Source organism: Stutzerimonas stutzeri (assembly GCF_000935215.1).
Taxonomy (GTDB): domain Bacteria; phylum Pseudomonadota; class Gammaproteobacteria; order Pseudomonadales; family Pseudomonadaceae; genus Stutzerimonas.
Genome location: NZ_JXXD01000156.1, coordinates 1 through 24,429 on the forward strand (window position 1 = coordinate 1; position 24,429 = coordinate 24,429).

Sequence of the window (24,429 nt, forward strand, 5' to 3'; positions counted from 1 at the left end):
GCTGGTCTATCTGCAGGAGCCGGGCCGCTTCCGCGGGCCGCGCGATCATTGGGAAGTCGGGGTGCGCGCCAGCGAAGGCGTGGTGGAGCGGTTGTTCCCGGATGCGATGGAAATGCGCGTGCTGTTGACGCACATGCGGCCGGAAGTGGCGCGCGGTCACCTGTGGCCGATTCTGCCGGACGCGCGCAAGTGCTCGGCGCTCGGCTATCGCAACCGCGGCGGCACGCTGGATGAATTCGGTATGCAATTCGCCAACCGCGCCAGCTGGGCCAACGTGCTCGCGGCCTGCGCACGCCTGCGTAACGTGCCGCGCACGGCGCTGCTTACCAGGGACGAGGCTGCCGCTGTAGCTGGCAGGGGGGATCCGCAGATACTGCGGGGCGACGCTTGATAAATAAACCTGGCAGGACGGCGGGCCGTGGCCTGCTCCTGCCAGCGTTCACCTGTTAGCGGTCGCAGTCCGAGGCCTTGTAGCGCTCGCTGGCGATGGGCTTGTTGCTCTGGTACTCGCTGAAGTCATAGCGCAGGACTGCGCCCTGGCTCATCAGCTTGCGTAGTCCTTCATTGCCACAGACGCTAACAGCGAGCTGGCTGCGCACATCGGCCGGGTTATCGCGCATCTGCGCCGCATGCCGCGGCTGTACGCTGAGATGGTTTACCAGCATGTTGTTTTCTACGGTGTAGCCCTGATCAAGAATGTCTTCGTTGATCGCGCGAGGCGTTCCGACACTGCTTTCGCGGGCGACCTGCTCGAGCAGCTGATTCAGCTGTTGCTCCTGCAGCGAGGCAGCGTGGGCAACGGGGAGGGCGAGGCTCAGAGCGAGCAGGGTGGTCAGACGATACATGGCGGTCTCCTTTTGACTGCGCTATTTCGACCGGCTGCCTGTGGTGCGGTTCATTTAACGGTGCTGGGCAGAAGTCTCGCTGGCGCTGGTAGACTGCCGCGCTTCATCGTCACCCTCGAGTCAATTCATGCCCCATGCCGTAGCCCGTCTGCGCAGCGAACGCCTGGCGAAAAGCCTCAAGCCCTTCGTTGCCCGCGGCTCCCGGGCGCCGCGCTGCGAGCGCTGCCGGGTACCATTCAGCCATTGCCTTTGCCCTTGGTTGCCGACGATCGAGAGCGATTGCGGCGTCTGCCTGCTGATGCACGATATCGAGCCGCTCAAGCCTAGCAATACGGGCTGGCTGATTGCCGATGTGGTGCGCGATACCTTCGCCTTCACCTGGCAGCGCACGGGCGTGGACCCGCGATTGCTGGCGCTGCTGGCCGATCCGCAATGGCAGCCACTGGTGATCTTTCCGGGCGAATACGCCGAGTCGAGGCGGGTGGTCGAGCAAGTTGAGCGGGATAACGCTAAGCGCCCGCTGTTCATACTGCTCGATGCCACCTGGACCGAGGCGCGCAAGATGTTTCGCAAGAGCCCTTACCTGGATGGCCTGCCGGTGCTGAGCCTGCGACCGGAGGCGCTGTCGCGCTACCGGCTGCGCCGGTCGACCCGCAGTGACCATCTGTGCACCGCCGAGGTCGCAGCGCTCTGTCTGGATCTGGCTGGAGATTCGGCCGCGGCGAACACGCTCGATGCCTTGCTCGACGTGTTCACCGAGCACTATCTGGGCGCCAAGTATCATCGCCAGCCGGACCTGCAGAACGCCGCGCATCTGGCATTGAAGCCTGCGCGCTGAACTCGATTGGCCGTCAGGCCTTGGCAGGACTGGCTGCGGTTAGCGGCTCGGCTTTGCGCGGCCAGAGCTGTGCGGCGAGCATGCCGATGAACATCAATACGCAGCCCATGTAGCCGCGCAGCGTCAGGCTTTCCTCAAGGAACAGTGCGCCCGCGATGGCTGCGAACACCGCTTCCAGTGAGAGGATGATCGCCGCATGGGAGGCGATCGCATGCTTTTGCGCAACAACCTGCAGCGTGTAGCCAACCGCAACGGCGAACAATCCGCCATAGATGAGGGCCGGCCCGGCGAGCCAGATGCTGGTCGGCTCGATCTCTTCAAAGATCAATGCCAGCAGCAGGCTGACCACGGCACAGGTGGCGAACTGCAGGAAGGCCAGGCGAATCGCGTCGTGGCGGCTGACGAAGTAGCTCACCAGCAGCACATGCAGGCCCCAGACGAAGGCGCCGGCCAACTGGATCCAGTCACCAGAGGCAACGGTGAAATCCTCGCCGATGCTCAGCAGCGCCATGCCGGCAACGGCGAGAAAGGCGCCGACCCAGGTTCCGAGGCCTGTCCTGTGGCCAATGATCAGTCCCAGCAGTGGCACCACGATCACGTACAGGCCAGTGATGAATCCCGAGTTGGTCACGCTGGTAAACAGCAGGCCCACCTGCTGCAGGTTGATTCCCACGGTCAGCGCAAGCCCCATGCTCAGGCCGCCGAGCAGCAGGCCACGTTGCAGAAAGGGTTCGTGCCGGGCTTTGGTGCGGCCCAGGTAGATCACCAGTGGCAGCAGCGCGAGAGCGCCCAGGGCGAAGCGCAGGCCGGTAAATAGAAACGGGCCGATGTTGTCCATGCCGATGCGTTGGGCGACAAAGGCCGTGCCCCAGATCATGGCGGTGATCAGCATCAGGAAGTCGGCGCGGAGGGCTTGGCTACGCATGTTTCGGCTCGGTCGGGAAAAGTCGCAGACTTTGCTACAAAGCGCCGCGCTTGACCACTTATTCATGGGTGGGCATGCTTGCGCCGCTTGATTTGTTGTGGCGGGCGGCCGATATTCGGTCTGGCCGGCCGAAAATTTCACATCGGACCATCCCCGGAGCGTTGTCTCGGGGTTTCTGCCGTCATCTTGTCGGCATCGGCTGCTCAAGCCGATGAAAAAGCGCCAATAAAAACTACAGGTCTGCCAATGGCTGCTTACGAAATAATCATTGCCGATGATCACCCGCTTTTCCGCAGCGCGCTGCAACAGGCGCTCACCATGGGGCTAGGGGAAAACGTACGTCTGGTGGAAGCGGCCAGCATCGCCGAACTGGAAAGCCTTCTAAATCAGGGCGCCGATTGGGATCTGGTGCTGCTGGATCTGAACATGCCTGGAGCCTATGGTTTCTCGGGGCTGGTACTGCTGAGGGGGCAGTATCCGCATCTACCGGTAGTCATGATCTCGGCACAGGAGGACGCGGCGGTCGTTGCGCGCTCCCGTGAGTTCGGTGCCAGCGGTTTCATTCCCAAGTCCAGTTCTCTGGAAACCATCCAGGAAGCGGTACGTGCTGTTTTGGATGGCGATGTCTGGTGGCCTAGCAACATCCAGGATGTAGCCAACGTCAGCGATGAGGCCAAGGCTGCCAGCGCCGGGCTTGCCAGCCTGACGCCGCAACAGTTCCGAGTGCTGACCATGGTCTGTGACGGGCTGTTGAACAAGCAGATCGCCTACGAACTGAGCGTTTCCGAAGCGACCATCAAGGCCCACGTTACCGCTATCTTCCGCAAGCTCGGCGTGCGTACCCGCACCCAGGCAGCCCTGTTGCTGCAGCAGATGGGTTCCATTCCAACCAGCTGATCCGGATGCGGGTCTCAGGCGATCGGCGGCAGCTGGATTTCATCGCTGCGGCGCACGCCTGAGGTCAGGGCGCGGCACTGTTCGACGAACTCGAGCATGGCCGCGGTCTGATACTTGTGCGAATGCCATATGAAGTAGAACTGGCGGCGCAGGTCCAGCTCGGGCGTCGCCACCGGTACCAGGCTGCCACGGCGAAAGGCGTCACGCAGCGCCAGTCGAGAAATACAGCCGATCCCCAGTCCCGACTCCACCGCGCGTTTGATCGCTTCGGTGTGCTCCAGCTCGAGCCGCACGTTCAGCTTGCCTGGCCGATGTCGCACAGCCTGTTCGAAGGTCATCCGCGTGCCGGAGCCCTGCTCGCGGAGAATCCACGCTTCGCTGGTCAGCTCGTCCAGGCCCACCTCGCTGCGCCCGGCCAGCGGGTGCTGCGGCGCGCAGAACACCACCAGCTCATCTTCGATCCACGGCTGGACCTCAAGGTCCGGGTGCTGGCAATCACCTTCGATCAAACCCAGATCAAGTTCGTGTTGCGCGATCTGATGCACGATGTGCGCAGTGTTGTGCACGTGCAGCTTCACTCGGCATTCCGGGTGGCGCTGCATGAAGCTGCCAATCAGCAACGTGGCGAGGTAGTTGCCGATCGTCAGCGTCGCACCGACCGCCAGTGAGCCGAAGCCGCTCTTGCCGTTGAGCAAATCCTCGATGGCGCGTGCCTGATCGAGCAGGGCAACCGCCTGCGGCAGCAGCTGTTGTCCGAGCGCGTTCAAGCAGAGCCTTTTGCCGGCTCGGTCGAAGAGCTGGCAGCCGGACTGGCGTTCCAGTTCGGCCAGCGACGTACTGGTTGCGGACTGTGACAACGAGAGGCTCTCGGCTGCGCGCGACACGCTTTCCTGGCGGGCGACAGCGGCAAACACTTCGATCTGGCGGAGAGTAAAATGCATATCTATATAACCGATAACCTATATCTTTATTATCCAGTTAACGAATAAAGACGCCATCGCTAGACTGGCGCCACGTAACGACGCCCGTCGCGACACCACGAGGAATTCGTAGCATGAGCAATCTGAACGTAGAGCGCGTTCTCAGTGTGCACCATTGGAACGACACGCTGTTCAGCTTCAAGACCACCCGCAATGCAGGCTTGCGCTTCGAGAACGGCCAGTTCGTCATGATCGGCCTAGAGGTCGAGGGCCGTCCGCTGATGCGCGCCTACAGTATCGCCAGTCCCAACTACGAAGAGTATCTGGAGTTCTTCAGCATCAAGGTGCAGAACGGCCCGCTGACTTCTCGACTGCAGCACCTGCAGGAAGGCGACCAGATCATGGTCAGCCGCAAGCCAACCGGAACACTGGTGCTCGACGACCTGCTGCCTGGCAAGCATCTTTACCTGCTCAGCACCGGCACGGGCCTGGCGCCATTCATGAGTGTCATCCAGGACCCGGAAACCTACGAGCGCTTCGAAAAAGTCGTGCTGGTGCATGGTGTTCGCTACGCAAACGAAGTCGCCTATCGCGAATTCATCACCGAGCACCTGCCGCAGAACGAGTTCTTTGGTGAGGCGGTGAAGGAAAAACTGATCTATTACCCGACTGTGACGCGCGAGCCTTTCGAGAATCAGGGTCGCCTGACCGAGCTGATGCGCAGCGGCAAACTGTTCAGCGACATCGGCCTGCCTCCGATCAATCCGCAGGACGATCGCGCGATGATTTGCGGCAGTCCGAGCATGCTGGACGAAACCAGCCAGGTGCTGGACAGCTTCGGTCTGAGCGTCTCGCCGCGCATGGGCGATCCGGGGCACTACCTGATCGAGCGCGCATTCGTCGAGAAGTAGCGCATCCGCTCCACGCCGCCGCCTCGCGCGGCGGCTATCCCGGTGCGGTCTGGCATCAGACGTAGGCGGCGCAGCACTTCTTGAATTTCGAACCGCTGCCGCATGGGCAGGGATCGTTGCGTCCGGCCCTGAGTGGCACCGTCGGATCGATGAAATACCATTTTCCGTCGCATTGAACGAAGGCCGAGCGTTCCTGGTGGACATGCTCGCCCGCCTGGTCGTGCCAGCGGGCGGTGAAGGTCACCCGTGCATGTTCAGGCTTGCCGCCGAGCACTGCACTCTCGTTCACTTCCAGCCCCAACCAGGTGCTGTCCAGGCTCCAGCGGCGCATGCCGTCCATGTCCAGCGCCGTCTGTTGCACCGGCAGCGTGGTGGCCTGCAGATAGTCGACCAGACCCAGCACGTAGGCGCTATAGCGCGAGCGCATCAGCAGTTCGGCGCTGGGTGCCGGTGTGCCCGCGTGATAACGGCCGCAGCACTGCTCAAGCGTATTGCCGCTGCCGCAAGGGCAGTTAGGCGCGAGGGGGCGCTGTTCGCTCATGTCACCACCAGTACTTTCCGAAGTTTTCCGGGTTGGCCCAGAACCTGGCATTCAGCCAGTCCGGAACCTGCTTGTATTGGAGCAGGTCGTAGGTGAAGAGCGTCAAGGTCTGTCCGTCGCGCTGGAAGCGCTCGCTGACTTGCAGGGCTAGTGCATAGAAGTCTGTGGTCTGCCATTCGGATGCGTCGAGATCCACGAGTACCGCCATACGGCTGGCATTCAGATTGCGAACGCTGCCGAGCAGCTCCAGGCCGTTACGCTTGGGCATGTGCTCCAGACAGTCGACGAACAGGGCCAAATCGTAGCGCTGAGAGGCCAGTTGTTCTGATAGCGGCGCGGCATCGGCGCGGTCTAGCTGAAACTCCGGATGACATTCGGCGTAGGCAGCCAGAGCAGGTTGATCACTGCGCCCCACGTGCAATAGACGGCCTGGGGCATAGTGCTCGAGCATCGCCGCAAGCGCTTGTTGTGGCGTGTGCACTACAGGGTTTTCAGTCAATCGAGAATCCTCGTTTCAAAGGTGAAGACTAGCGCGGTGCCGTTTGTCGGCCTAGTCTGAAAATAACCGGAGCCGCCCGGATTTCCGTACGTGGCGATTCTGGCTGAATGTCCACACTGGAGGTTTTGATCGATGAGTACATTACGGACAGCAGTACCCGTTATTGTCATGACCACGTTCCTGGCTGGTTGTGCAGGCGTGCAGAAACAGGATTGGCCGACATGTGCGGCCGTGGGTGGCGTGAGCGGTGCCGCGCTGGGGGCCATCGAGAGCAGCTCCTATGCCGGTTGGGGTGCGCTGATCGGTGGTGGTGTCGCGGCAGCCTATTGTTGGGCCAACGGCATGGAAGAGGAAACGGTCGCCGTCGTCGAGACGGTCGAGCCGATGCCTCAGTCCGAGCCGGAACCGGAGCCTGCGGCAGAGCCGGTGCGCGTCGAACTGGACGTCAAGTTCGACTTCGATCGTGATGTGGTCAAGCAGGATAGCTATGGCGACATCCAGAATCTGGCTGATTTCATGAAGGAATATGGCCAGACCACGACCGTGCTCGAAGGCCACACCGACTCCGTCGGTACCGATGCCTACAATCAGCGCCTTTCCGAGCGCCGCGCCAATGCGGTTCGTAAAGTGCTGGTCGACGAGTATGGCGTTGGTGGCGATCGGGTGAATGCGGTTGGCTACGGTGAGTCGCGCCCGGTGGCCGATAACGCAACCGAAGAAGGCCGAGCTATCAACCGTCGCGTAGAGGCTGAGGTCGAAGCACGCCCTTGAGTCGAATGCGGTAACAGATCCAGCCGGGCCCAGTGTCCGGCTGTTTTATTTTACGGCTGTCAGAACGACGGCCGTACGCTGGCCAGCGCGATCACCAGCAGGCCGAGCACGAGGTTGATGCCCACCAGTCGGCGAATCTGCCCGAGGACCGCACCACCGTCCGGCCACCGCTCGGCCTCGACCGCGCGCTTGAGGACCGGCAACTGCAGTAGCTGGATACGCAGAAACAGCGCCAGCATCACCAGATACAGACCGGCCATGATGTGAACGTAGCGCGGTGCGCTTTCCAGCGGGCCGAAACGCATGTGCCACATGCCGATGCCGCTTAGCGGCAATACCAGCACCGCCACCCAGACCCAGACGAAAAAACGTCGGAACACATCTGCCCATAAGGTCAACCGTTCCGGTGCCTGCAGCACCGCCACCGCCGCCGGGCGCAGCACCATCCAGGCGAAAAACATTCCGCCCACCCAGACCGTCGCGGCGAGTACATGCAGGGTGTAAAGCAGGGCAAATGACGTCATGGGGCAAATCTCCGGTGGCGGCAGGGCGAACGCGCGCTATCATAGCCGCCCCATTGAAGTACTGAAAATATATACAGCTCCGCGCCCATGCTCAGCACCGAACTCAAGTCCCAGATCCAGGGCGCCTACAGCCGTTTTCTCGAAGCCAAGGGGCTCAAGGCCCGCTATGGCCAGCGCCTGATGATCGCCGAGGTCGCCAAGGTGCTCGGCACTATCAAGACCGACGATGAAGGGCGTCGCGAGAGCGAGCCCGCGGTCGTCGCGGTCGAGGCGGGCACCGGTACAGGCAAGACCGTCGCCTATAGTCTGGCGGCGATCCCCACCGCCAAGGCGGCTGGCAAGCGGCTGGTGATCGCCACGGCAACGGTCGCCCTGCAGGAGCAGATCGTGCACAAGGATCTGCCGGACCTGATGCGCAACAGCGGACTGAATTTCAGCTTCGCATTGGCCAAGGGCCGCGGGCGCTACCTGTGCCTGTCAAAGCTGGATCTGTTACTGCAGGAAGGCCAGGCGCAGAGCGCGACCGCCCAGTTGTTCGAGGAAGAAGGCTTCCGCATCGAGGTCGACGAGCGCAGCCAGAAGCTTTTCACCGGCATGATCGAGAAGTTGGCGGGTAATCGCTGGGATGGCGACCGCGACACCTGGCCGGAGGAGCTGGGCGATGCGGACTGGTCGCAGCTCACCACGGATCACAGCCAATGCACCGGCCGGCATTGCCCCAACTTTCAGCAGTGCGCGTTCTACAAGGCGCGCGAGGGCATGACCAAGGTCGACGTGATCGTCACCAACCACGACATGGTTCTGGCTGACCTGGCCCTTGGCGGCGGTGCGGTGTTGCCCGATCCACGTGACACCATCTACGTCTTCGACGAAGGGCATCACCTGCCGGACAAGGCCATCGGTCACTTCGCCCATTTCACCCGGTTGCGCTCCACGGCTGACTGGCTCGGGCAGGTGGAAAAGAACCTGACCAAGCTGCTTGCCCAGCATCCGCTGCCGGGCGAGCTCGGTCGGCTGGTGGAGGGCATCCCAGAACTGGCTCGTGATCTGCGCACCCAACAGCAGTTCATGTTCAGCGCCTGTGAGCAATTGGCCGATTTCAAGGCCGGTGAGGACATGGAGGGCCGTGAGCGGCCGCGGCACCGCTTCGTCGGTGGCGTGGTGCCGGAGCATCTGATCGAGCTGGGCACCGAGCTGAAGAAGGGTTTTTCCAAGCTGACCGATCTGTTCAGTCGGATCGCTGAACTGCTCAAGGAGGCCATGGACGGCGAAGCAGGTGGCGGAATCGCCAGCCATCAGGCCGAGGAGTGGTACCCGCTGTTCGGCAGTCTGCTGACGCGTTCGCAGAACAATTGGGAGTTGTGGACCGCATTCACCGTCGAAGACCCGGAGGATAGCCCGCCAATGGCGCGCTGGCTGACCCTGGCGGAAGGCGGGGCGCTGTTCGATATCGAGGTCAATGCCAGCCCGATCCTTGCAGCGGAAACATTGCGGCGCAATCTCTGGAATGTCGCCTTTGGTGCGCTGGTGACATCGGCGACGCTCACGGCGCTGAACAGTTTCGACCGCTACCGCATGCGGGCCGGCTTGCCCAAGGCTGCGGTCACCGCCGTGGTGCCGAGTCCTTTTCATCATGCCGATGCCGGGGTGCTGCGCGTCCCCGATCTGAAGGCCGATCCGCGCGATGCTGCAGCACACACGGCAGCCATCGTCCGCGAACTGCCGGGATTGGTCGAAGGTGCACGGGGAACGCTTGTACTGTTCTCGTCACGCAAGCAGATGCAGGACGTGTTCGACGGCCTGGAGCGTGAATGGCGTCGGCGGGTGCTGATCCAGGGCAACCTGTCCAAGCAGGAAACCCTGAACAAGCACAAGGCGCGGGTGGACGATGGCGAGTCCAGTGTGCTGTTCGGGCTTGCCAGCTTTGCCGAAGGCGTCGATCTGCCGGGGGCATACTGCGAGCATGTGGTGATTGCGAAGATTCCGTTTGCGGTCCCCGATGACCCGGTCGAGGCCGCATTGGCAGAGTGGATCGAGGCGCGCGGCGGCAACCCCTTCATGGAGATCGCCGTTCCAGATGCCTCTCTGCGGCTAGTGCAGGCCTGTGGGCGGCTGCTGCGTACCGAGGCGGACCGTGGAACCATCACGCTGCTCGACCGGCGAGTGGTGACGCAGCGCTATGGCAAGGCGATCCTCAATGCGCTGCCGCCGTTCCGTCGCGAGATCAGTTGATAGGCGAGATAACCGGTCGCGATATCACCCCATCACCGCTTCGTCTGGCGGTTTTGTTGCGTAATGGCGGCTGCAAGAATCCCGAGAATTGATTGCGAGAGGTGACAGCGTGCAGGTTCAGGGCTATTTCGATCTTCGTTTCGAGGCCGTTCGCGATGCGTTCGGCGCGCTGTTCGACGGCACCCAGCAGCGCGGCGCGGGACTCTGCGTGCAGATCGGCGGCGAGACGGTCGTCGATCTCTGGGCCGGCGTTGCCGACAATCAGGGCGAGCAGGTGTGGCACAGCGATACGGTGGTCAACCTGTTCTCCTGCACCAAGACCTTCACCGGGGTTGCTGCGCTGCAGCTGGTCGAGGAAGGCAAGCTGCAGCTGGATGAGCCCGTCGGCCGTATATGGCCGGAGTTCGCAGTCAATGGCAAGGAAACCATCACCCTGCGTCAGCTGCTCTGTCATCGGGCGGGATTGCCGGCGATTCGCAGACCGCTAGCCGCCGAAGCGCTGTACGACTGGGACGTCATGACCGCCGCGCTAGCAGCCGAAGAGCCATCGTGGGCGCCCGGCACCGATCAGGGCTACGCGGCGATGACCTACGGCTGGCTGGTTGGTGAGCTCCTGCGTCGTGTCGATGGCTGTGGGCCTGGGGAGTCGATCGTTCGTCGTACGGCGGTGCCGCTCGGGCTTGACTTCCATATCGGTCTCGGCGACTCCGAGGCTCATCGTGTCGCTTATCTCACGCGCACCAAGAACGACTTCGGTGACGCTGCCGCGCAGCGCCTGTTCAAGGCCTTGATGAGCGAGCCGGAGTCAATAAGTGTCCGGGCCTTCAACAATCCACCGTCCATCATGAGCAGTGGTAACAAACCGGAATGGCGACGCATGGCGCAACCGGCAGCCAACGGCCATGGCAATGCCCGCTCGTTGGCGGGTTTCTATACAGGGTTGCTGCAGGGCAAACTTCTGGATGAGTCGCTGCTGCGCGAGATGACCAGTGAGCACAGCGCAGGACAAGACCGCACTCTGTTGGCGGCCACGCGTTTCGGCCTCGGCTGCTGGTTGGATCAGCCGCACGTCGCCAATGCCACCTTTGGTATGGGAGAGCAGGCGTTCGGTCACCCTGGTGCCGGTGGCAGTGTTGGTTTTGCCGATCCGGAGCGTGAACTGGGGTTCGGTTTCGTGACCAATACCCTCGGCCCCTATGTGCTGATGGACCCGCGTGCTCAATCGCTGGCGCGCAGCGTTGCAGCATGCCTGCGTTGAACCACTCGTCACTTCTGGCCTCGCAGGCTTTTCAAAAGAAGGGCTTGCGTCCACAATTTCAACTCGAACTCAATAGTGGCCTCACCTCGATTGGTCGCACCCTCCTAGAACGCTTCTGGTTGACGGAACCTGCCTCATGAACCTGCTGAAGAGCGTCTCCCTGATTTTCTGCATGATCGTCGTTGCCGGGTGCAGCTCGAAGAGCGAGAAACCGAGCGAGGCCGCTGCCCCGGCTACGGTCAAGGTGGATTACGCCTGGCTCGATGAGTACGAGCCGCAGTTGAAGGATGCGCTCGTGGGCAGTGGTTTCGAGGTGGAGCGCCGTGACAGCGTGCTGGTGGTGACTGCGCCGGTGGACTCGTCCTTCAATCCGGATCGTCCCGGCATGCTCCTGCCGGTAACCCTCGGGCCGATCACCCGTGTTGCAAAGCTGGTCGAGAAGGACGACAAGACTGCCGTAGTCGTACTCGGTCATGCCGACAGCACTGGCTCTGCGGACACCAATCGCACCGTAAGTCGCGAGCGTGCCGGTGCCGTGGCGGCCATTTTCCGCCTGAGTGGCCTCAAGCATAACCGCCTGCGCATTCGAGGCCTGGGTTCCGACATGCCGCGTGCAGCCAACGACAGCAAGGAAGGCCGGGCTCTGAACCGTCGGGTCGAGATGGTACTGGCGCCGCAGGCGACGATGCTCGCATTGATCGCTAAGTACGAGCAGCCGGCGCAGGCCGCGACTCAGGTGGCGCAAGCCGAGGTCGCCAAGTAGCGCTGCCAGGCATTGGATATCGACAGGCCCGCATGCGGGCCTGTTTTCGTTGGGCATGGTTGCCTTGAATCAAGCGCGTTGCCTGAGCACGCGGATAAGCTAGTTCATGCAGGCCGGCTGGGTTCAACCACCGTCGCCCGGCGAATGGCCGCCTGGTAGGCTGAAGCCTGCTTATTCGACTACAAGGAGCCCCGCGATGATCCAGACCCTGGCCGATATGCGCCGTGACTACACCCGTGACGGACTCAGCGAGGCCAATGCACCAGCCGAGCCGTTCGGATTGTTTCGTCAGTGGTTCACCGAGGCCACGAAAACCGAACAGGCGCCGGTGGAACCTAACGCGATGTCCCTGGCTACGGTCGACTCCGACGGCCGTCCTCACTGTCGCATCCTGCTTCTCAAGGCGCTGGATGATCGAGGCTTTACCTTTTTCACCAATTACGACAGCGCCAAGGGTGAGCAACTGAATGCTTCGCCCTATGCAGCCATGACTTTCTTCTGGCCGACACTCGAGCGTCAGGTTCGTATCGAGGGGCGGGTGGAGAAGGTTACTCAGGAGGAGTCGGATGCTTATTTTCAAGTCCGCCCCTTGGGTAGCCGGCTCGGTGCCTGGGCATCGCCGCAGAGCCAGGTGATTCGCGATCGCGCCGAACTTGAGCGTTTGCTGGCGGAAACCGAGCAGCGCTTTCTCGACACGGCACCCCATTGTCCGCCGCACTGGGGTGGTTATCGCTTGTTGCCGGAGCGTATGGAGTTCTGGCAGGGCCGGCCTAGCCGCCTGCATGATCGTCTCGACTATCGTTTGATCGCAAACAGCTGGCAGCGGGAGCGCTTGGCGCCCTAAATGGGCTCCCAGCAACGAACTAGTCCAGGCGCTGTTGCTCCAAACCTCTTGTACCGGAGAGCGGCGCTTTGCTGGAGCGCCAGCGGGTAAGCTCTCGCGCCGTGCTGGTAACCTTCTGTAACCAGCAAACGATCACCTGGTGCATAGGGATGTGCTTGCCGATGGTCAGAGACCCTGAAAGCGTGGCTTGTCTGTTCGGGTCTGATCTTCTGAAAGTGTCCGAATCAGAGGCCGGGGTAGCGTTGTACCTGCTGCTCCAGCCAGCTTTGTAGTTCCCGCCGCTTGATCTTCTGACTCTTCGCGTCAGCGAGGCGTTGTAGCATCCAGCTGCGCTTGTCTGGGTCGCTGCCGGCGATTGAAAGCGCCAGGTCCCGATCGGCCCAAAGTCGGAAGCGCATGATCAGCCAGCCGTGAAAAGCCAGGCCAGCTATGGTGGTGATGGCTATGATGAAGTAATCCATGGATCGTCTCGGCGAGAGGAACCGGTGCGCCAGGTTCGACTCGCATATGTATGCTAGGAAGGTAGTAAATGCTGAGTCAGGACGGAGAAGTTGCCAAGCGCTTTTTTGTCGCTACTGCTCATGCCGCCGTTCAGAACGAAACAGCTGTCCGCAGGAGAATTGCAATGCGTAGGTCCATTTATGTCGCTTCCTTTACAGCTCTGACGCTCGCTCTGGGTGGGTGCGCCTCCAGCCTGACCGGAGATACCTATTCTCGGGACGAGGCGCGAGCCGTACAGACCGTGCGTTACGGAACCATCGAATCGCTGCGTCCAGTGAAGATCGAGGGAACCAAGACCCCCATCGGCACCGGCGCCGGCGCAGTGGTTGGTGGCGTTGCCGGCAGTGGCATCGGCGGCGGCCGTGGCAGTGCGGTTGCTGCAGTGATTGGTGCGGTGGCAGGTGGCATGCTGGGGTCGGCGGCGGAAGAGGGGATTACCCGTACCCAGGGTGTCGAGATCACCGTGCGTGAGGATGACGGCAACGTGCGCGCCTATGTGCAGGCCGTGGAGCCCAATCAGGTATTTCGCGTGGGACAGCGAGTTCGCATCATGACCGTCAGTGGCACCAGTCGCGTGGCGCCCTGATCTTCATAGCAGCTGCCCGAGGCTGAAGTCAGAGCGCTGTCACAGCTCCGTGCACGGAGCGGTGACAGCGCTTTTTGTTTTTCGAAATACATGAATCCATGACGCCAGCATCATCGGTATGGATAATCGGGCACACATTTATGTGCTGTTTCAGGCAGTTGCTGTGCCTGCAAGGATAAGAATGCCTCCGCTCAGGTGGCTTAAGGGGTCTCGTTCATGGCGCTTGCGCTGATCATCGCTTTGCCATTTCTGGGCATCTTCCTGCCTTTGCTCCTGGAGCGGTTTGGTCGCTCCGCTTGTGCCTTTGGCGCGGGCCTGGCGCCACTGACAGCGCTGATTCTGCTGCTGACCAAACGGGCCGACGTATTTGCCGGCCAAACCGAAATCATCCATTACGAGTGGTTGCCGCAGCTCGGACTCAACCTGAGCCTGCGCCTTGATGGATTGGGCTTCCTCTTCGCCCTGCTGATTCTCGGCATCGGTCTTCTGGTCATTCTTTACGCTCGCTATTACCTGTCGAAGAAGGACCCGATGGGGCGATTCTTCGGCTTCTTCTTGCTGTTCATGGGTGCCATGCTCGGCGTGGTGCTGTCCGAGAATCTGCTGCTGATGCTTATGTTCTGGGAGCTGACGAGCCTTTCGTCGTTCCTGCTCATTGGTTACTGGAATCACCGCGCCGATGCCCGCCAAGGCGCGCGCATGGCGCTCGCCATCACCGGAGGCGGCGGTCTCGCCTTGCTCGCCGGTATTCTGCTGATTGGCCATATCGTCGGCAGTTTCGAGCTCACAACCGTGCTCGCTTCGGGCGATTTGATCCGTGCCAATTCGCTGTACCCGCTGACCTTGATTCTCGTGTTGCTCGGTGTGTTCACCAAGTCCGCGCAGTTCCCTTTTCACTTCTGGTTGCCACAGGCAATGGCAGCGCCCACGCCGGTATCGGCCTTCCTGCATTCCGCGACGATGGTCAAGGCCGGTGTCTTCCTGCTCGCTCGGCTGTATCCGGCGCTGGCCGAGTCGGAGTGGTGGTTCTACATGGTCAGCGTCACCGGGCTGGCGACATTGCTGCTGGGTGCGGTGATGGCGCTGTTCCAGCACGACCTGAAAGGCCTGCTGGCCTATTCCACTATCAGCCACCTGGGCCTGATTACCTTGCTCTTTGGCCTGGATTCGCGTCTTGCAGCGGTGGCGGCGATCTTTCACATCATTAACCACGCAACCTTCAAGGCTTCGCTGTTCATGGCCGCCGGGATCATCGATCACGAGACGGGCACTCGCGACATGCGCCGCATCAATGGCATGTGGAAGTACATGCCACACACCGCGGCACTCGCGATGGTGGCGTCGCTGGCAATGGCCGGTGTCCCATTGCTCAATGGTTTCCTGAGCAAGGAAATGTTCTTCGCCGAGACGCTCGATCAGCACCTGCTCGGTAGCTTCTATTGGACGATTCCCGCGGCAGCGACGCTGGCCGGTGCGTTCTCGGTCGCCTATTCGCTGCGTTTTGTTCACGACGTGTTCTTCAACGGCGAGCCGATCGATCTGCCGAAGTACCCGCCACACGAACCTGCACGCTACATGAAGATTCCGGTGGAAATCCTCGTGTTGCTCTGCCTGCTGGTGGGGATGCTACCGGCTTTCACCGTAGGCCCATTGTTGGCGGCGGCGGTGTCGGGAACGCTGAATGGCAACGTGCCTGAATACAGCCTGTCGATCTGGCACGGCTTCAACTTGCCGCTGGCCATGAGCTTTGCTGCGCTGATTGGCGGGATAATGATCTATTCGCTGCGCAAGTGGGCGTTCCGCTGGTACGAAGGGTTGCCCACGGTCGATTCGCTGGAGGTGTTCGAACGGGTGATGGGCGGACTGACCCTCGCCGCACGTCACGTCACCTGTCTGCTGGAAAACGGCTCGCTGCAACGCTACATCGCCCTCATGCTGCTCAGTACGCTGGTGCTCGTGGTTTTTGCGTTGACCCCGTTGGAAACGCTGCATGGGCCGGTCGCGCTGACGCCGCTTGATGGAATCACCGTGCTGGGTATGGCGATTCTGGCGCTGACTTCGCTGCTGACCGTGCTTTTCCATCGCCGCCGTCTGACCGCGCTGATCGTACTCAGTGTCGTTGGTCTCATGGTTGCGCTCGGGTTTGCCCGTTATTCCGCCCCGGATCTGGCGCTGACCCAGCTTTCGGTAGAGGTGGTGACGATCATCCTGCTGATTCTCGCGCTGTTCTTCATGCCCGACCGTACGCCGGCCGAGTCGAGCAGTCTGCGTGCCTTCCGCGATTTCGTTCTCGCGGGCGGCAGCGGCACCATGGTCGCGCTGCTTGCCTACACCGTGCTGACCCGGCCCTATGACAGCATCGCGTCGTACTTCCTCGAGAACAGTGTTTCCGGCGGCGGCGGCAAGAACGTCGTGAATGTGATCCTGGTGGACTTCCGTGGGTTCGATACCCTGGGCGAGATCGCAGTGCTGGCGATCGCCGGCGTAGGCATCTATGCGCTACTCAAAGGCCTGCGCCTGCCGCACCCGGTTCGCGACTACGGCGGGCGACCCTGGTCGGTTGACCGGCACCCCATGGTTCTGGATGCACTTGCCCGCGCGCTGCTACCGATGGCGCTGCTGATTTCCGCCTTCATCTTCCTACGCGGGCACAACCTGCCGGGTGGCGGATTCATTGCGGGTCTCATCACCGCGGTGGCACTGATTCTCCAATACATCGCGCATGGCGTGAGCTGGGCACAGGCGCGGCAACCGATCAGCTATCACGCACTCTGCGGCGCAGGCCTGCTTATTGCGGGGCTGACGGGGCTGGGCAGCTGGGCGTTCGGCTACGCGTTCCTGACGTCGTCATTCGGGTATTTCCATCTGCCTCTCGTCGGAGAGTTCGAGCTGGCGACTGCAATGCTCTTCGATCTGGGGGTTTATCTGGTGGTTGTCGGCGCGACATTGCTGATTCTTTCCAACATCGGCCAGGTCAGCCAGGACGATTCCAACAGGGAGGTGCTGTAGTGGAAGCGCTGTTCGCAATCACGCTGGGAATCATGACGGCCAGTGGCGTCTATCTGCTCCTGCGTGCCCGGATCTTTCCGGTGGTGATGGGGCTGACGCTGATTTCCTATGCGGTCAATCTGTTCATCTTTTCCATGGGCCGGCTGGCGACCGGCGTTCCGGCGGTGATAGGCAAGAGCGCGGAGTATGGCGATCCGCTGCCGCAGGCGCTGGTGCTTACGGCCATTGTCATCGGCTTCGCCATGACCGCCTTCGTGGTGGTGCTGGCGTTGCGCAGCATCGGAGAGCTGCGTACCGATCACGTCGATGGTGAGGAGCCGCGCAAATGAATCATGCGTTGATTCTCCCGCTGCTGCTGCCGTTGTTCATGGGGGCGCTGTTGCTGTTCGCTCATCGCGCCAACAAGTCGACCAAGCGCCTGCTTTCACTGGCGGCAACCTGGACCCTGGTCCCGATTGCGATATGGTTGGTGCTGCTTGCCGATGATGGCCAGCTGCGGATCTATGCGCTGGGTAGCTGGCAGCCGCCATTCGGCATCATTCTCATGCTGGACCGGTTGAGCGCGCTGATGCTGCTGGTGACGGCGGTGCTGGCTGGTTTCGCAGCGCTTTATGCGTGCCGTGGTGATGATGAGCGCGGGCCGAACTTTCACGCCCTCTATCAGTTCCAGCTGCTCGGCATCAATGGTGCCTTCCTGACCGGCGACCTGTTCAACCTGTTCGTGTTCTTCGAGATCCTGTTGATCTCTTCGTATGCCTTGCTGCTGCACGGCCATGGTCAGCGCAGGGTGCGCTCGGGTATGCACTATGTTGTGCTGAATCTGCTCGGCTCCTCGCTGTTTCTGATCGGCGTGAGCATGCTCTACGGACTGCTGGGCACCCTGAACATGGTCGACATGGCTGCCCGTGTGAGCGCGGCCGATCCGGCCGATGCGCCGCTGCTGGCGGCCGCCGGGTATCTGCTGCTGGTGGTGTTCGCGCTCAAGGGCGCAATCCTGCCGCTGTACTTCTGGTTGCCGCGGGCTTACGCATCGGCCACCGCGCCGGTCGCTGCGCTATTCGCGATCATGACCAAGGTCGGTCTGTACGCGATCATTCGTGTGTTCACCCTGGTCTTCGGCAGCGAAGCGGGCGAGTTGAGCGGCATGGTCGATGTCTGGCTCTGGCCGCTGGCTCTGCTGACGCTCGGTGCGGCCGTGATAGGCGCATTGGCCGCTCGCAGCCTGCAGGTGCTGCTGGCCTATCTGGTGGTCGTGTCAGTGGGCACGCTTCTGGCGGGTATTGCGCTCGGCAGCGAGGCCGGGCTTGCTGCGGCACTTTATTACCTGGTCCACAGCACGCTGGTTGCGGGCGGCTTGTTCCTGCTCGCCGATCTGATAGCTCGTCAGCGCGGAGACCTGGGGACCGATCTGATTTCGGCGCCTGCGCTGCGTCAGCCGCTGCTGCTGGGCACGCTGTTCTTCATGGGCGCCATCTCCGTGGCCGGTTTGCCTCCGTTCTCCGGCTTTCTCGGCAAGGTGATGCTGCTGCGCGCCATCGAGCTTGGCGCAGACGCTATCGCGCTGTGGGCCGTGGTGCTGGTCGGCGGGCTGGGCATGCTGATTTCACTGAGCCGAGCCGGCAGCCTGGTGTTCTGGCGTCCCAGTGCCGAGGCGGTGGGGCAGCCTGCCGATGCCATTCGGATTCTGGCGACGGTCGGCCTGCTGCTTGGTAGTGTGATGCTGGTTGTCGCCGCCGGCCCGCTGCAGGCGTTCGTGCAGGCCACTGCTGCGCAGTTGCTGGATGTTGCGCCTTATCTGCAGATACTTCAGGAAGGTGCGGCATGAAAGCGCGCTGGTTACCTAATCCCGCCCTGACCTTGATGCTGGCCATTCTCTGGCTGCTGCTCAACAACACGCTCAGCTTCGGGCAGTTCTTGCTCGGTCTGTTTCTTGGTTGGGCGATTCCACTTCTGGTTCGGGGGTTTCTCATCGAGGTGCCGCGCATACGCAAGCCGCTGCAGCTGTGCGTGTTCTCGCTCAAGGTGCTCTATGACATCGTCGTGGCCAATGTGCACGTCGCCAAGCTGGTGCTGGGGCCGAAGAAAAACCTGCGCCCTGCGTTCATCGAGGTGCCCATGGCCATCGAGAACGAGTTCGTCCTGTCCACCCTGACCAGCATCATCTCGCTGACGCCTGGGACGGTATCTGCCTGTCTGAGTCAGGATCGCCAGATGCTTATGGTGCATGCGCTGGACGTGCCTGACGTCGATGCGCTGATCGCTGACGTCAAGCGTAACTATGAAGCGCCACTGCTGGAGATCTTCGAATGCTCGCCTACGTGATTCCGTTCTGTATGGCCGTTTTGGGGCTGGCGGCGGTGTTGAATGTCGTTCGTCTGGTCCAGGGGCCGGACATGCCCGACCGAGTGCTCGCGCTCGATACGCTGTACATCAACGCGCTCGCGCTTATCGTGCTGTTCGGCATCTGGCTCGCCTCCGATCTGTTCTTCGAGGCGGCACTGCTGATTGCCGTGATGGGTTTCGTCAGTACCGTGGCAGTCGGTAAGCACCTGCTGCACGGCGACATCATTGATTGAGGGAAACGACATGCCATTCTGGATCGAAGTGCTGGTAAGCGTGTTCCTTATTATCGGCAGTCTGTTCGCGCTGATCGGTGCGATCGGCCTCTACCGGCTGCCGGATTTCTACACGCGCCTGCATGGCCCGACCAAGGCGACGACGCTGGGTGTTGGCGGTATCGTGATCGCGTCGATGATCTTCTTCAGCAGCCAGAACGATGGCTTGAGTCTGCACGAGCTGCTGATCACGCTGTTTCTCTTCCTTACTGCGCCGGTCAGTGCGCACATGCTGGCCAAGGCTGCAATGCAGCAGAAACTGCCAGCTGTCGAACAAACGCGGGGTCAGCCCTGGGATTGAGCCTGCCTCCTACCTGTCTTGCAGCGCCAGGTAGGTGAGCAGGCGAGGCCATTTCAGATCAGGATGCTGCTCGGTGAGGGTTGCTGTTCGTTCTCCTGCTGCAGCTCCTTGACGAGCGCCTGCTGCAGGCGCAGGCAGAACTGCGGGTCGGACAGCGGCTGGTTGTCTGCGTCGGTGACGAAGAATACGTCCTCCACGCGTTCGCCCAAGGTCGCGATCTTGGCGTTCTGCACCGATAGATCGAAATCGAGGAACAACTGGCCCACACGCGCCAACAGGCCGGGCCGGTCCGGTGCAATGATTTCCAGAATGGTCTGCGGTCGCTGTGTGTCGTTGTGGATGGTGACCTGCGGCGGGAAGGCGAAGTGTTTGAGTTGCCGTGGGACACGGCGCTGGATGATGGTCAGGTAGTCGTCCGGGTTGCGCAGGGCGGCGATCAGGCCGCTGCGAATCTCCTCGATCCGCTTCGGATTATTGCCGATCGGGCTGCCGTCGGCGTCCAGCACGATGTAGGTGTCCAGCGTGAACTGGCTGCTCGACGTCAGAATGCGTGCGTCATGGATGTTCAGGTTGAGCTGATCCATGGCCGCCACGGTTACCGCGAAGAAGTCATGCTGGTCTGGCGCGTAGATGAATATTTGCGTGCCTCCCTCAAACTCCCGCTGCGTGGTTTCCTTGATCAGCACCAGCGGCCCACCGTTGGCCGGGTGCTCGATGATCGCGTCGGTATGCCAGGCCACATCGGTGGCGGTGTGCCGGAGGAAATAGTCGTCGCCCAGCTGTGACCAGAGCTGCTCGGCGTCATCCGGATCGGTGCCCTGGCGCACCAGGTCATCCAGCGCAGCGCGTTGGGTCTGGCGGATTTGCTCTTCGCGCCCCAGCGGGTTTTCCAGCCCGCGTTTCAAGGCCCGCTTTGTTTCGGTATAGAGCTGACGCAGCAGGCTCGCGCGCCAGGAATTCCACAGGGTCGGGTTGGTGGCGTTGATGTCGGCCACGGTCAGGACGTAGAGATAGTCCAGGTGCGTCTCGTCGCCGACCAGTTGGGCGAAATCATTGATCACCTGCGGATCGGACAGATCCTTGCGCTGCGCTGTGGTGGACATGACCAGATGGTTTTCCACCAGCCAGACCACCAGTCGGGTATCCCACGCCGGCAGCTTGTGACGACTGCAGAATTGCTCGGCATCCACCGCGCCGAGTTCCGAATGGTCGCCGCCACGGCCCTTGGCAATGTCGTGATAGAGCCCGGCAATGTAGATCAGCTCTGGTTTGGGCAGCCTTTCGACCAGCTTGCTGGCCAGCGGATATTTCTCGGCGACGCCCGGCTTGGTCAGCTTGCGCAGGTACTTGATGACATTCAGCGTGTGCGCGTCGACGGTGTAGATGTGGAACAGGTCGTGCTGCATTTGCCCGACGATGTGGCCGAACTCCGGCAGATAGCGGCCCAGGATGCCGTAGCGGTTCATTCGGCGAAGGTTGCGGTGAATACCTTCCTTGCACTTGAACAGCTCGATGAACAGGCTGGTGTTGCGCAGATCCTGGCGAAAGATGTCATCGATCAGGTAACGGTGATCGCGGAGCAGGCGAATGGTGTCCGAGCGAACGCCCTGGATGTCGGGATGCTGGGCGAGCAGCACGAAGGTTTCCAGGATCGCGAAAGGGGTGCGTTTGAAGATAGCTGCGTTGCTCACCTCAAGGTAGCCGTCGCGTACCTGAAATCGGCTGTTTAGTGGCACGATCGGGCCTGACTCGCCTTCCCAGAGAATCACTTCGGCGAAGTGCTGACCGACAAGATCGCTGAGTTCGGCAATGCTCATGACGATCCGGTAGTACTTCTGCATGAAGCGTTCGATGGCCAGCTTGGCATCATTGTCTTCATAGCCCAGCAGCGCGGCCAAACTGCGCTGATGGTCAAACAGCAGGCGATCCTCGGCGCGACCGGCAAGCATGTGCAGGCCGTAGCGCACCTTCCAGAGAAACTCCTGGGCGGCGGTCAGCAGGCTGTGTTCACCCTCGGTAAGAAAGCCCTGATCGACCATCGCCTGCAGATTGAGCGTGCCGAACTCGCGACGGGCGATCCAGAGGATGGTCTGGATGTCGCGCAGGCCGCCGGGGGAGCCTTTGACATTGGGCTCCAGGTTGTACTCGGTGTTGTTGTACTTGGCGTGTCGTGCGCGCTGCTCGTTGCGCTTGGCGAGGAAGAATTCCTTGCTAGGCCACATCTGTTGGGTGCTGGTGACCCGCAGCATCGCTTGGCGCAGGCGCTCCGGGCCGGCGATCGTCCGGCTTTCCATGAGGTTGGTGATGACCGTGAGATCGGCGCGCGCTTCGTCGGCGCATTCGGCAACGGAGCGCACGGCCTGCCCGACTTCCAGGCCGATATCCCAGAGCAGGGTCAGAAAGCCCTCGATCGAGTCGCGAAAGATTTCCTGGTCGTTGGCGTCGAGCAGAATGAGCAGGTCGATATCGGAGTAGGGGTGCAGTTCACCTCGGCCGTAGCCACCCACGGCGACGAGCGCGATATCTGCGCCATTGTTCCAGTCGAAGCGATCCCAGGCCGAGCGCAGAATCTGATCGACGAACCAGGCGCGATCCTGAATCAGGCGACGGATGTCCCGACCTGCCTTGAACCGCTCGTCCAGTACCTGCCGCGCCTGGCGTATGGCCTTCTTGTACGCAGCGATGGGGCTGGCCTTCAGAGCCAGCTCCGCCTGAAACTGGCTGCGGTCAAACAGCTCCGGGTCAACCTGGGGCATGCGAACGTCCTCCCGTGGGGGCTGTGAAATCTCAGGCAGGGGTGCGAGCGATGGTGTCGTCGCTGCGCAGAGTGAAGATCTCGTAGCCGTCAGCGGTCACCAGGATGGTGTGTTCCCATTGCGCCGACAGCTTGCGATCCTTGGTGATCGCGGTCCAGCCATCGCCAAGCAGGCGGGTTTCCGAGCGACCCTGGTTGATCATCGGCTCGATGGTGAAGGTCATGCCTTCCTTGAGCTCCATGCCGGTGCCGGCACGGCCGTAATGCAGAACCTGCGGCTCCTCATGGAAGACCTTGCCGATGCCGTGGCCACAGTATTCGCGGACCACGGAGAACCCATTCTTCTCGGCATGTTTCTGGATGACTTCACCGATGTCCCCGAGTCGTGCGCCCGGGCGAACCAGCTCGATGCCTTTATAGAGGCATTCCTGAGTGACCTGGCAGAGGCGATCGGCCCACTCGGGCACCTTGCCGACCAAGAACATCTTGCTGGTGTCGCCGTGATAGCCGTCCTTGATCACAGTGATATCGATGTTGAGGATGTCGCCGTCTTTCAGCGGCTTGTCGTTCGGGATGCCGTGGCAGACAACATGGTTGATCGAGGTGCAGATCGATTTGGGAAAGCCCTTGTAGTTCAGCGGAGCGGGAATGGCCTGCTGAACGTTGACGATATGCTCGTGGCAAAGGCGGTCGAGTTCCTCGGTAGTGACGCCTGGCTTGACGTGCTCGCCGATCATCTCGAGAACTTCGGCGGCGAGGCGCCCGGCAATGCGCATCTTCTCGATATCTTCGGGCGTCTTGATGGTGACAGTCATGCAAAACCTCTTGTATGCCCGCAGGCGAAGGCAATAACGGAAAGTCGCGATGATAAACCAAAGCGCCTGCGGCCTGCAGGTCAGGGCTGATTGCACCGCTGAGCCTGTTGTAGAGAGTTCAAAGCAGTAGCCTCTCGATGGTCGTTGTGCTATAAAACGCGCCGCTCAGCGGGTAGACCCCGTCGAGCCTAACCCCACACACGTGTCGACACGGTATCCTGGGTGCTCGCAAGAGTTGGATATCGGGACGCGTGGAGGCCTAACCCGACTTATTCGAGGACTGATCATGTCTCAAGTCACTATGCGCGATATGCTGAAGGCCGGTGTGCACTTCGGCCACCAGACCCGTTACTGGAATCCGAAAATGGATAAATACATTTTCGGCGCGCGCAACAAGATCCATATCATCAACCTGGAAAAAACCCTGCCGATGTTCAACGACGCGCTGCGTTTCGTTGAGAAGCTGGCTGCAGGCAAGAACAAGATTCTGTTCGTTGGCACCAAGCGTTCCGCCGGCAAGATCGTTCGCGAAGAAGCTGCTCGTTGTGGCTCGCCGTACGTCGATCATCGCTGGTTGGGTGGCATGCTGACCAACTACAAGACCATCCGCGCCTCCATCAAGCGTCTGCGTGAGCTGGAAGGGCAGTCCCAGGACGGTACTTTCGAGAAGCTGACCAAGAAAGAAGCTCTGATGCGTACCCGTGATCTCGAGAAGCTCGAGCGCAGCCTGGGTGGTATCAAGGATATGGGCGGCCTGCCGGACGCCATGTTCGTCGTCGACGTCGATCACGAGCGCATCGCTATCTCCGAAGCCAACAAGCTGGGTATCCCGGTCATCGGCATCGTCGATACCAACAGCAGCCCGGAAGGCGTTGACTACATCATTCCCGGTAATGATGACGCCATCCGTGCCGTGCAACTCTACCTCGGCTCCATGGCTGACGCTGTTCTGCGCGGTCGCCAGAACGGTGCCGGTGGCGCTGACGAGTTCGTCGAGGAAGTTGCTTCCGAAGCGGCTCAGGGCTGAGTGCGGCGCACTGCAGCGTGACACCCGATGAACAAAAAGGGGGCTAGGCCCC

At 61.3% G+C, this 24,429-nt stretch carries 25 protein-coding genes and 1 pseudogene; 17 read left to right on the forward strand and 9 right to left on the reverse strand.

The window, feature by feature from the left end; all coding sequences use genetic code 11:
• Positions 1-391, forward strand: a pseudogene (locus tag LO50_RS16210) (phosphoketolase family protein); the annotation flags it as partial.
• Between the two features lie 55 nt (positions 392-446).
• Here LO50_RS16210 and LO50_RS16215 read toward each other — a convergent pair.
• A complete protein-coding gene (locus tag LO50_RS16215; RefSeq protein ID WP_014819882.1) occupies positions 447-845 on the reverse strand; it encodes a PA3611 family quorum-sensing-regulated virulence factor in 399 nt (132 codons plus the stop codon).
• A 127-nt stretch (positions 846-972) separates the two neighbouring features.
• Here LO50_RS16215 and LO50_RS16220 point away from each other — a divergent pair, with 127 nt between their 5' ends.
• A complete protein-coding gene (locus LO50_RS16220) occupies positions 973-1,683 on the forward strand; it encodes a tRNA-uridine aminocarboxypropyltransferase (RefSeq protein ID WP_044315645.1) in 711 nt (236 codons plus the stop codon).
• A gap of 13 nt (positions 1,684-1,696) precedes the next feature.
• Here LO50_RS16220 and LO50_RS16225 read toward each other — a convergent pair whose 3' ends face one another.
• The gene (locus LO50_RS16225; RefSeq protein ID WP_042925694.1) at positions 1,697-2,608 is read right to left on the reverse strand and encodes a DMT family transporter; all 912 of its coding nucleotides are present in this window, start codon (positions 2,606-2,608) and stop codon (positions 1,697-1,699) included.
• 246 nt (positions 2,609-2,854) lie between these two features.
• On the opposite strand from LO50_RS16225, the gene erdR reads away from it, so the two are divergent.
• Positions 2,855-3,505 (forward strand): response regulator transcription factor ErdR, encoded by a 651-nt coding sequence (gene erdR, locus LO50_RS16230; RefSeq protein ID WP_003299411.1) that lies wholly within the window; start codon positions 2,855-2,857, stop codon positions 3,503-3,505.
• 14 nt (positions 3,506-3,519) lie between these two features.
• Here the strand turns inward: erdR and LO50_RS16235 are convergent, their stop codons facing one another.
• Positions 3,520-4,446: a LysR family transcriptional regulator gene (locus LO50_RS16235; protein ID WP_042925690.1), complete on the reverse strand. Its 927-nt coding sequence runs from the start codon at positions 4,444-4,446 to the stop codon at positions 3,520-3,522.
• 113 nt (positions 4,447-4,559) lie between these two features.
• Between LO50_RS16235 and fpr the strand changes: the two genes are divergently transcribed.
• Entirely contained in the window at positions 4,560-5,336 is a 777-nt protein-coding gene (gene fpr / locus LO50_RS16240) for a ferredoxin-NADP reductase (RefSeq protein ID WP_014819886.1), read from the forward strand.
• A 55-nt stretch (positions 5,337-5,391) separates the two neighbouring features.
• Here the strand turns inward: fpr and LO50_RS16245 are convergent, their stop codons facing one another.
• Positions 5,392-5,877, reverse strand: coding sequence for a YchJ family protein (locus LO50_RS16245; protein ID WP_044315646.1), 486 nt, complete (start codon positions 5,875-5,877; stop codon positions 5,392-5,394).
• Between the two features lies 1 nt (position 5,878).
• Positions 5,879-6,376, reverse strand: a complete 498-nt coding sequence (locus LO50_RS16250; RefSeq protein ID WP_042925687.1) for a DUF6231 family protein — start codon at positions 6,374-6,376, stop codon at positions 5,879-5,881.
• Positions 6,377-6,508: 132 nt separating this feature from the next.
• Between LO50_RS16250 and LO50_RS25600 the strand changes: the two genes are divergently transcribed.
• Entirely contained in the window at positions 6,509-7,147 is a 639-nt protein-coding gene (locus LO50_RS25600) for an OmpA family protein (RefSeq protein WP_473243922.1), read from the forward strand.
• Positions 7,148-7,206: 59 nt separating this feature from the next.
• On the opposite strand, the gene LO50_RS16260 is transcribed toward LO50_RS25600, so the two are convergent.
• Positions 7,207-7,671: a CopD family protein gene (locus tag LO50_RS16260; RefSeq protein ID WP_023444824.1), complete on the reverse strand. Its 465-nt coding sequence runs from the start codon at positions 7,669-7,671 to the stop codon at positions 7,207-7,209.
• 87 nt (positions 7,672-7,758) lie between these two features.
• On the opposite strand from LO50_RS16260, the gene dinG reads away from it, so the two are divergent.
• The 4 genes from dinG to pdxH all read left to right on the forward strand — a co-directional run bounded on the left by dinG (position 7,759) and on the right by pdxH (position 12,768).
• On the forward strand, positions 7,759-9,903 hold the full coding sequence (gene dinG, locus LO50_RS16265) for an ATP-dependent DNA helicase DinG (protein WP_044315647.1): 2,145 nt from the start codon (positions 7,759-7,761) through the stop codon (positions 9,901-9,903).
• Between the two features lie 109 nt (positions 9,904-10,012).
• Positions 10,013-11,161, forward strand: a complete 1,149-nt coding sequence (locus LO50_RS16270) for an EstA family serine hydrolase (RefSeq protein ID WP_044315661.1) — start codon at positions 10,013-10,015, stop codon at positions 11,159-11,161.
• Positions 11,162-11,297: 136 nt separating this feature from the next.
• The gene (locus LO50_RS16275) at positions 11,298-11,924 is read left to right on the forward strand and encodes an OmpA family protein (protein ID WP_014819893.1); all 627 of its coding nucleotides are present in this window, start codon (positions 11,298-11,300) and stop codon (positions 11,922-11,924) included.
• 196 nt (positions 11,925-12,120) lie between these two features.
• On the forward strand, positions 12,121-12,768 hold the full coding sequence (gene pdxH / locus LO50_RS16280) for a pyridoxamine 5'-phosphate oxidase (protein ID WP_014819894.1): 648 nt from the start codon (positions 12,121-12,123) through the stop codon (positions 12,766-12,768).
• Positions 12,769-12,992: 224 nt separating this feature from the next.
• On the opposite strand, the gene LO50_RS16285 is transcribed toward pdxH, so the two are convergent.
• Complete coding sequence (locus tag LO50_RS16285; RefSeq protein WP_014819895.1) at positions 12,993-13,229, reverse strand: hypothetical protein; 237 nt, start codon at positions 13,227-13,229, stop codon at positions 12,993-12,995.
• Between the two features lie 164 nt (positions 13,230-13,393).
• Here LO50_RS16285 and LO50_RS16290 point away from each other — a divergent pair, with 164 nt between their 5' ends.
• The 7 genes from LO50_RS16290 to LO50_RS16320 all read left to right on the forward strand — a co-directional run bounded on the left by LO50_RS16290 (position 13,394) and on the right by LO50_RS16320 (position 19,780).
• The gene (locus LO50_RS16290) at positions 13,394-13,855 is read left to right on the forward strand and encodes an outer membrane lipoprotein (RefSeq protein WP_041754299.1); all 462 of its coding nucleotides are present in this window, start codon (positions 13,394-13,396) and stop codon (positions 13,853-13,855) included.
• Positions 13,856-14,071: 216 nt separating this feature from the next.
• Positions 14,072-16,864 carry a monovalent cation/H+ antiporter subunit A gene (locus tag LO50_RS16295; protein WP_044315648.1) on the forward strand — a complete coding sequence of 931 codons (2,793 nt, stop codon included), beginning with the start codon at positions 14,072-14,074 and terminating at the stop codon, positions 16,862-16,864.
• A complete protein-coding gene (locus LO50_RS16300) occupies positions 16,864-17,193 on the forward strand; it encodes a Na+/H+ antiporter subunit C (protein WP_003299385.1) in 330 nt (109 codons plus the stop codon). The genes LO50_RS16295 and LO50_RS16300 overlap by 1 nt, the downstream gene beginning before the upstream one ends.
• Entirely contained in the window at positions 17,190-18,689 is a 1,500-nt protein-coding gene (locus LO50_RS16305) for a monovalent cation/H+ antiporter subunit D (protein ID WP_044315649.1), read from the forward strand. The genes LO50_RS16300 and LO50_RS16305 overlap by 4 nt, the downstream gene beginning before the upstream one ends.
• Positions 18,686-19,186, forward strand: coding sequence for a Na+/H+ antiporter subunit E (locus tag LO50_RS16310; RefSeq protein ID WP_044315650.1), 501 nt, complete (start codon positions 18,686-18,688; stop codon positions 19,184-19,186). Before LO50_RS16305 ends, LO50_RS16310 begins: the two co-directional genes overlap by 4 nt.
• A complete protein-coding gene (locus tag LO50_RS16315; RefSeq protein ID WP_003299380.1) occupies positions 19,171-19,440 on the forward strand; it encodes a K+/H+ antiporter subunit F in 270 nt (89 codons plus the stop codon). The genes LO50_RS16310 and LO50_RS16315 overlap by 16 nt, the downstream gene beginning before the upstream one ends.
• A gap of 10 nt (positions 19,441-19,450) precedes the next feature.
• Positions 19,451-19,780 (forward strand): Na+/H+ antiporter subunit G, encoded by a 330-nt coding sequence (locus LO50_RS16320; RefSeq protein ID WP_003299378.1) that lies wholly within the window; start codon positions 19,451-19,453, stop codon positions 19,778-19,780.
• 53 nt (positions 19,781-19,833) lie between these two features.
• Here the strand turns inward: LO50_RS16320 and LO50_RS16325 are convergent, their stop codons facing one another.
• Complete coding sequence (locus LO50_RS16325; protein WP_023443743.1) at positions 19,834-22,536, reverse strand: [protein-PII] uridylyltransferase; 2,703 nt, start codon at positions 22,534-22,536, stop codon at positions 19,834-19,836.
• Between the two features lie 31 nt (positions 22,537-22,567).
• Positions 22,568-23,350, reverse strand: a complete 783-nt coding sequence (gene map / locus LO50_RS16330) for a type I methionyl aminopeptidase (RefSeq protein WP_044315651.1) — start codon at positions 23,348-23,350, stop codon at positions 22,568-22,570.
• 286 nt (positions 23,351-23,636) lie between these two features.
• On the opposite strand from map, the gene rpsB reads away from it, so the two are divergent.
• Positions 23,637-24,377, forward strand: a complete 741-nt coding sequence (gene rpsB, locus LO50_RS16335; RefSeq protein ID WP_014819902.1) for a 30S ribosomal protein S2 — start codon at positions 23,637-23,639, stop codon at positions 24,375-24,377.
• The last annotated feature ends 52 nt before the right edge of the window (positions 24,378-24,429 follow it).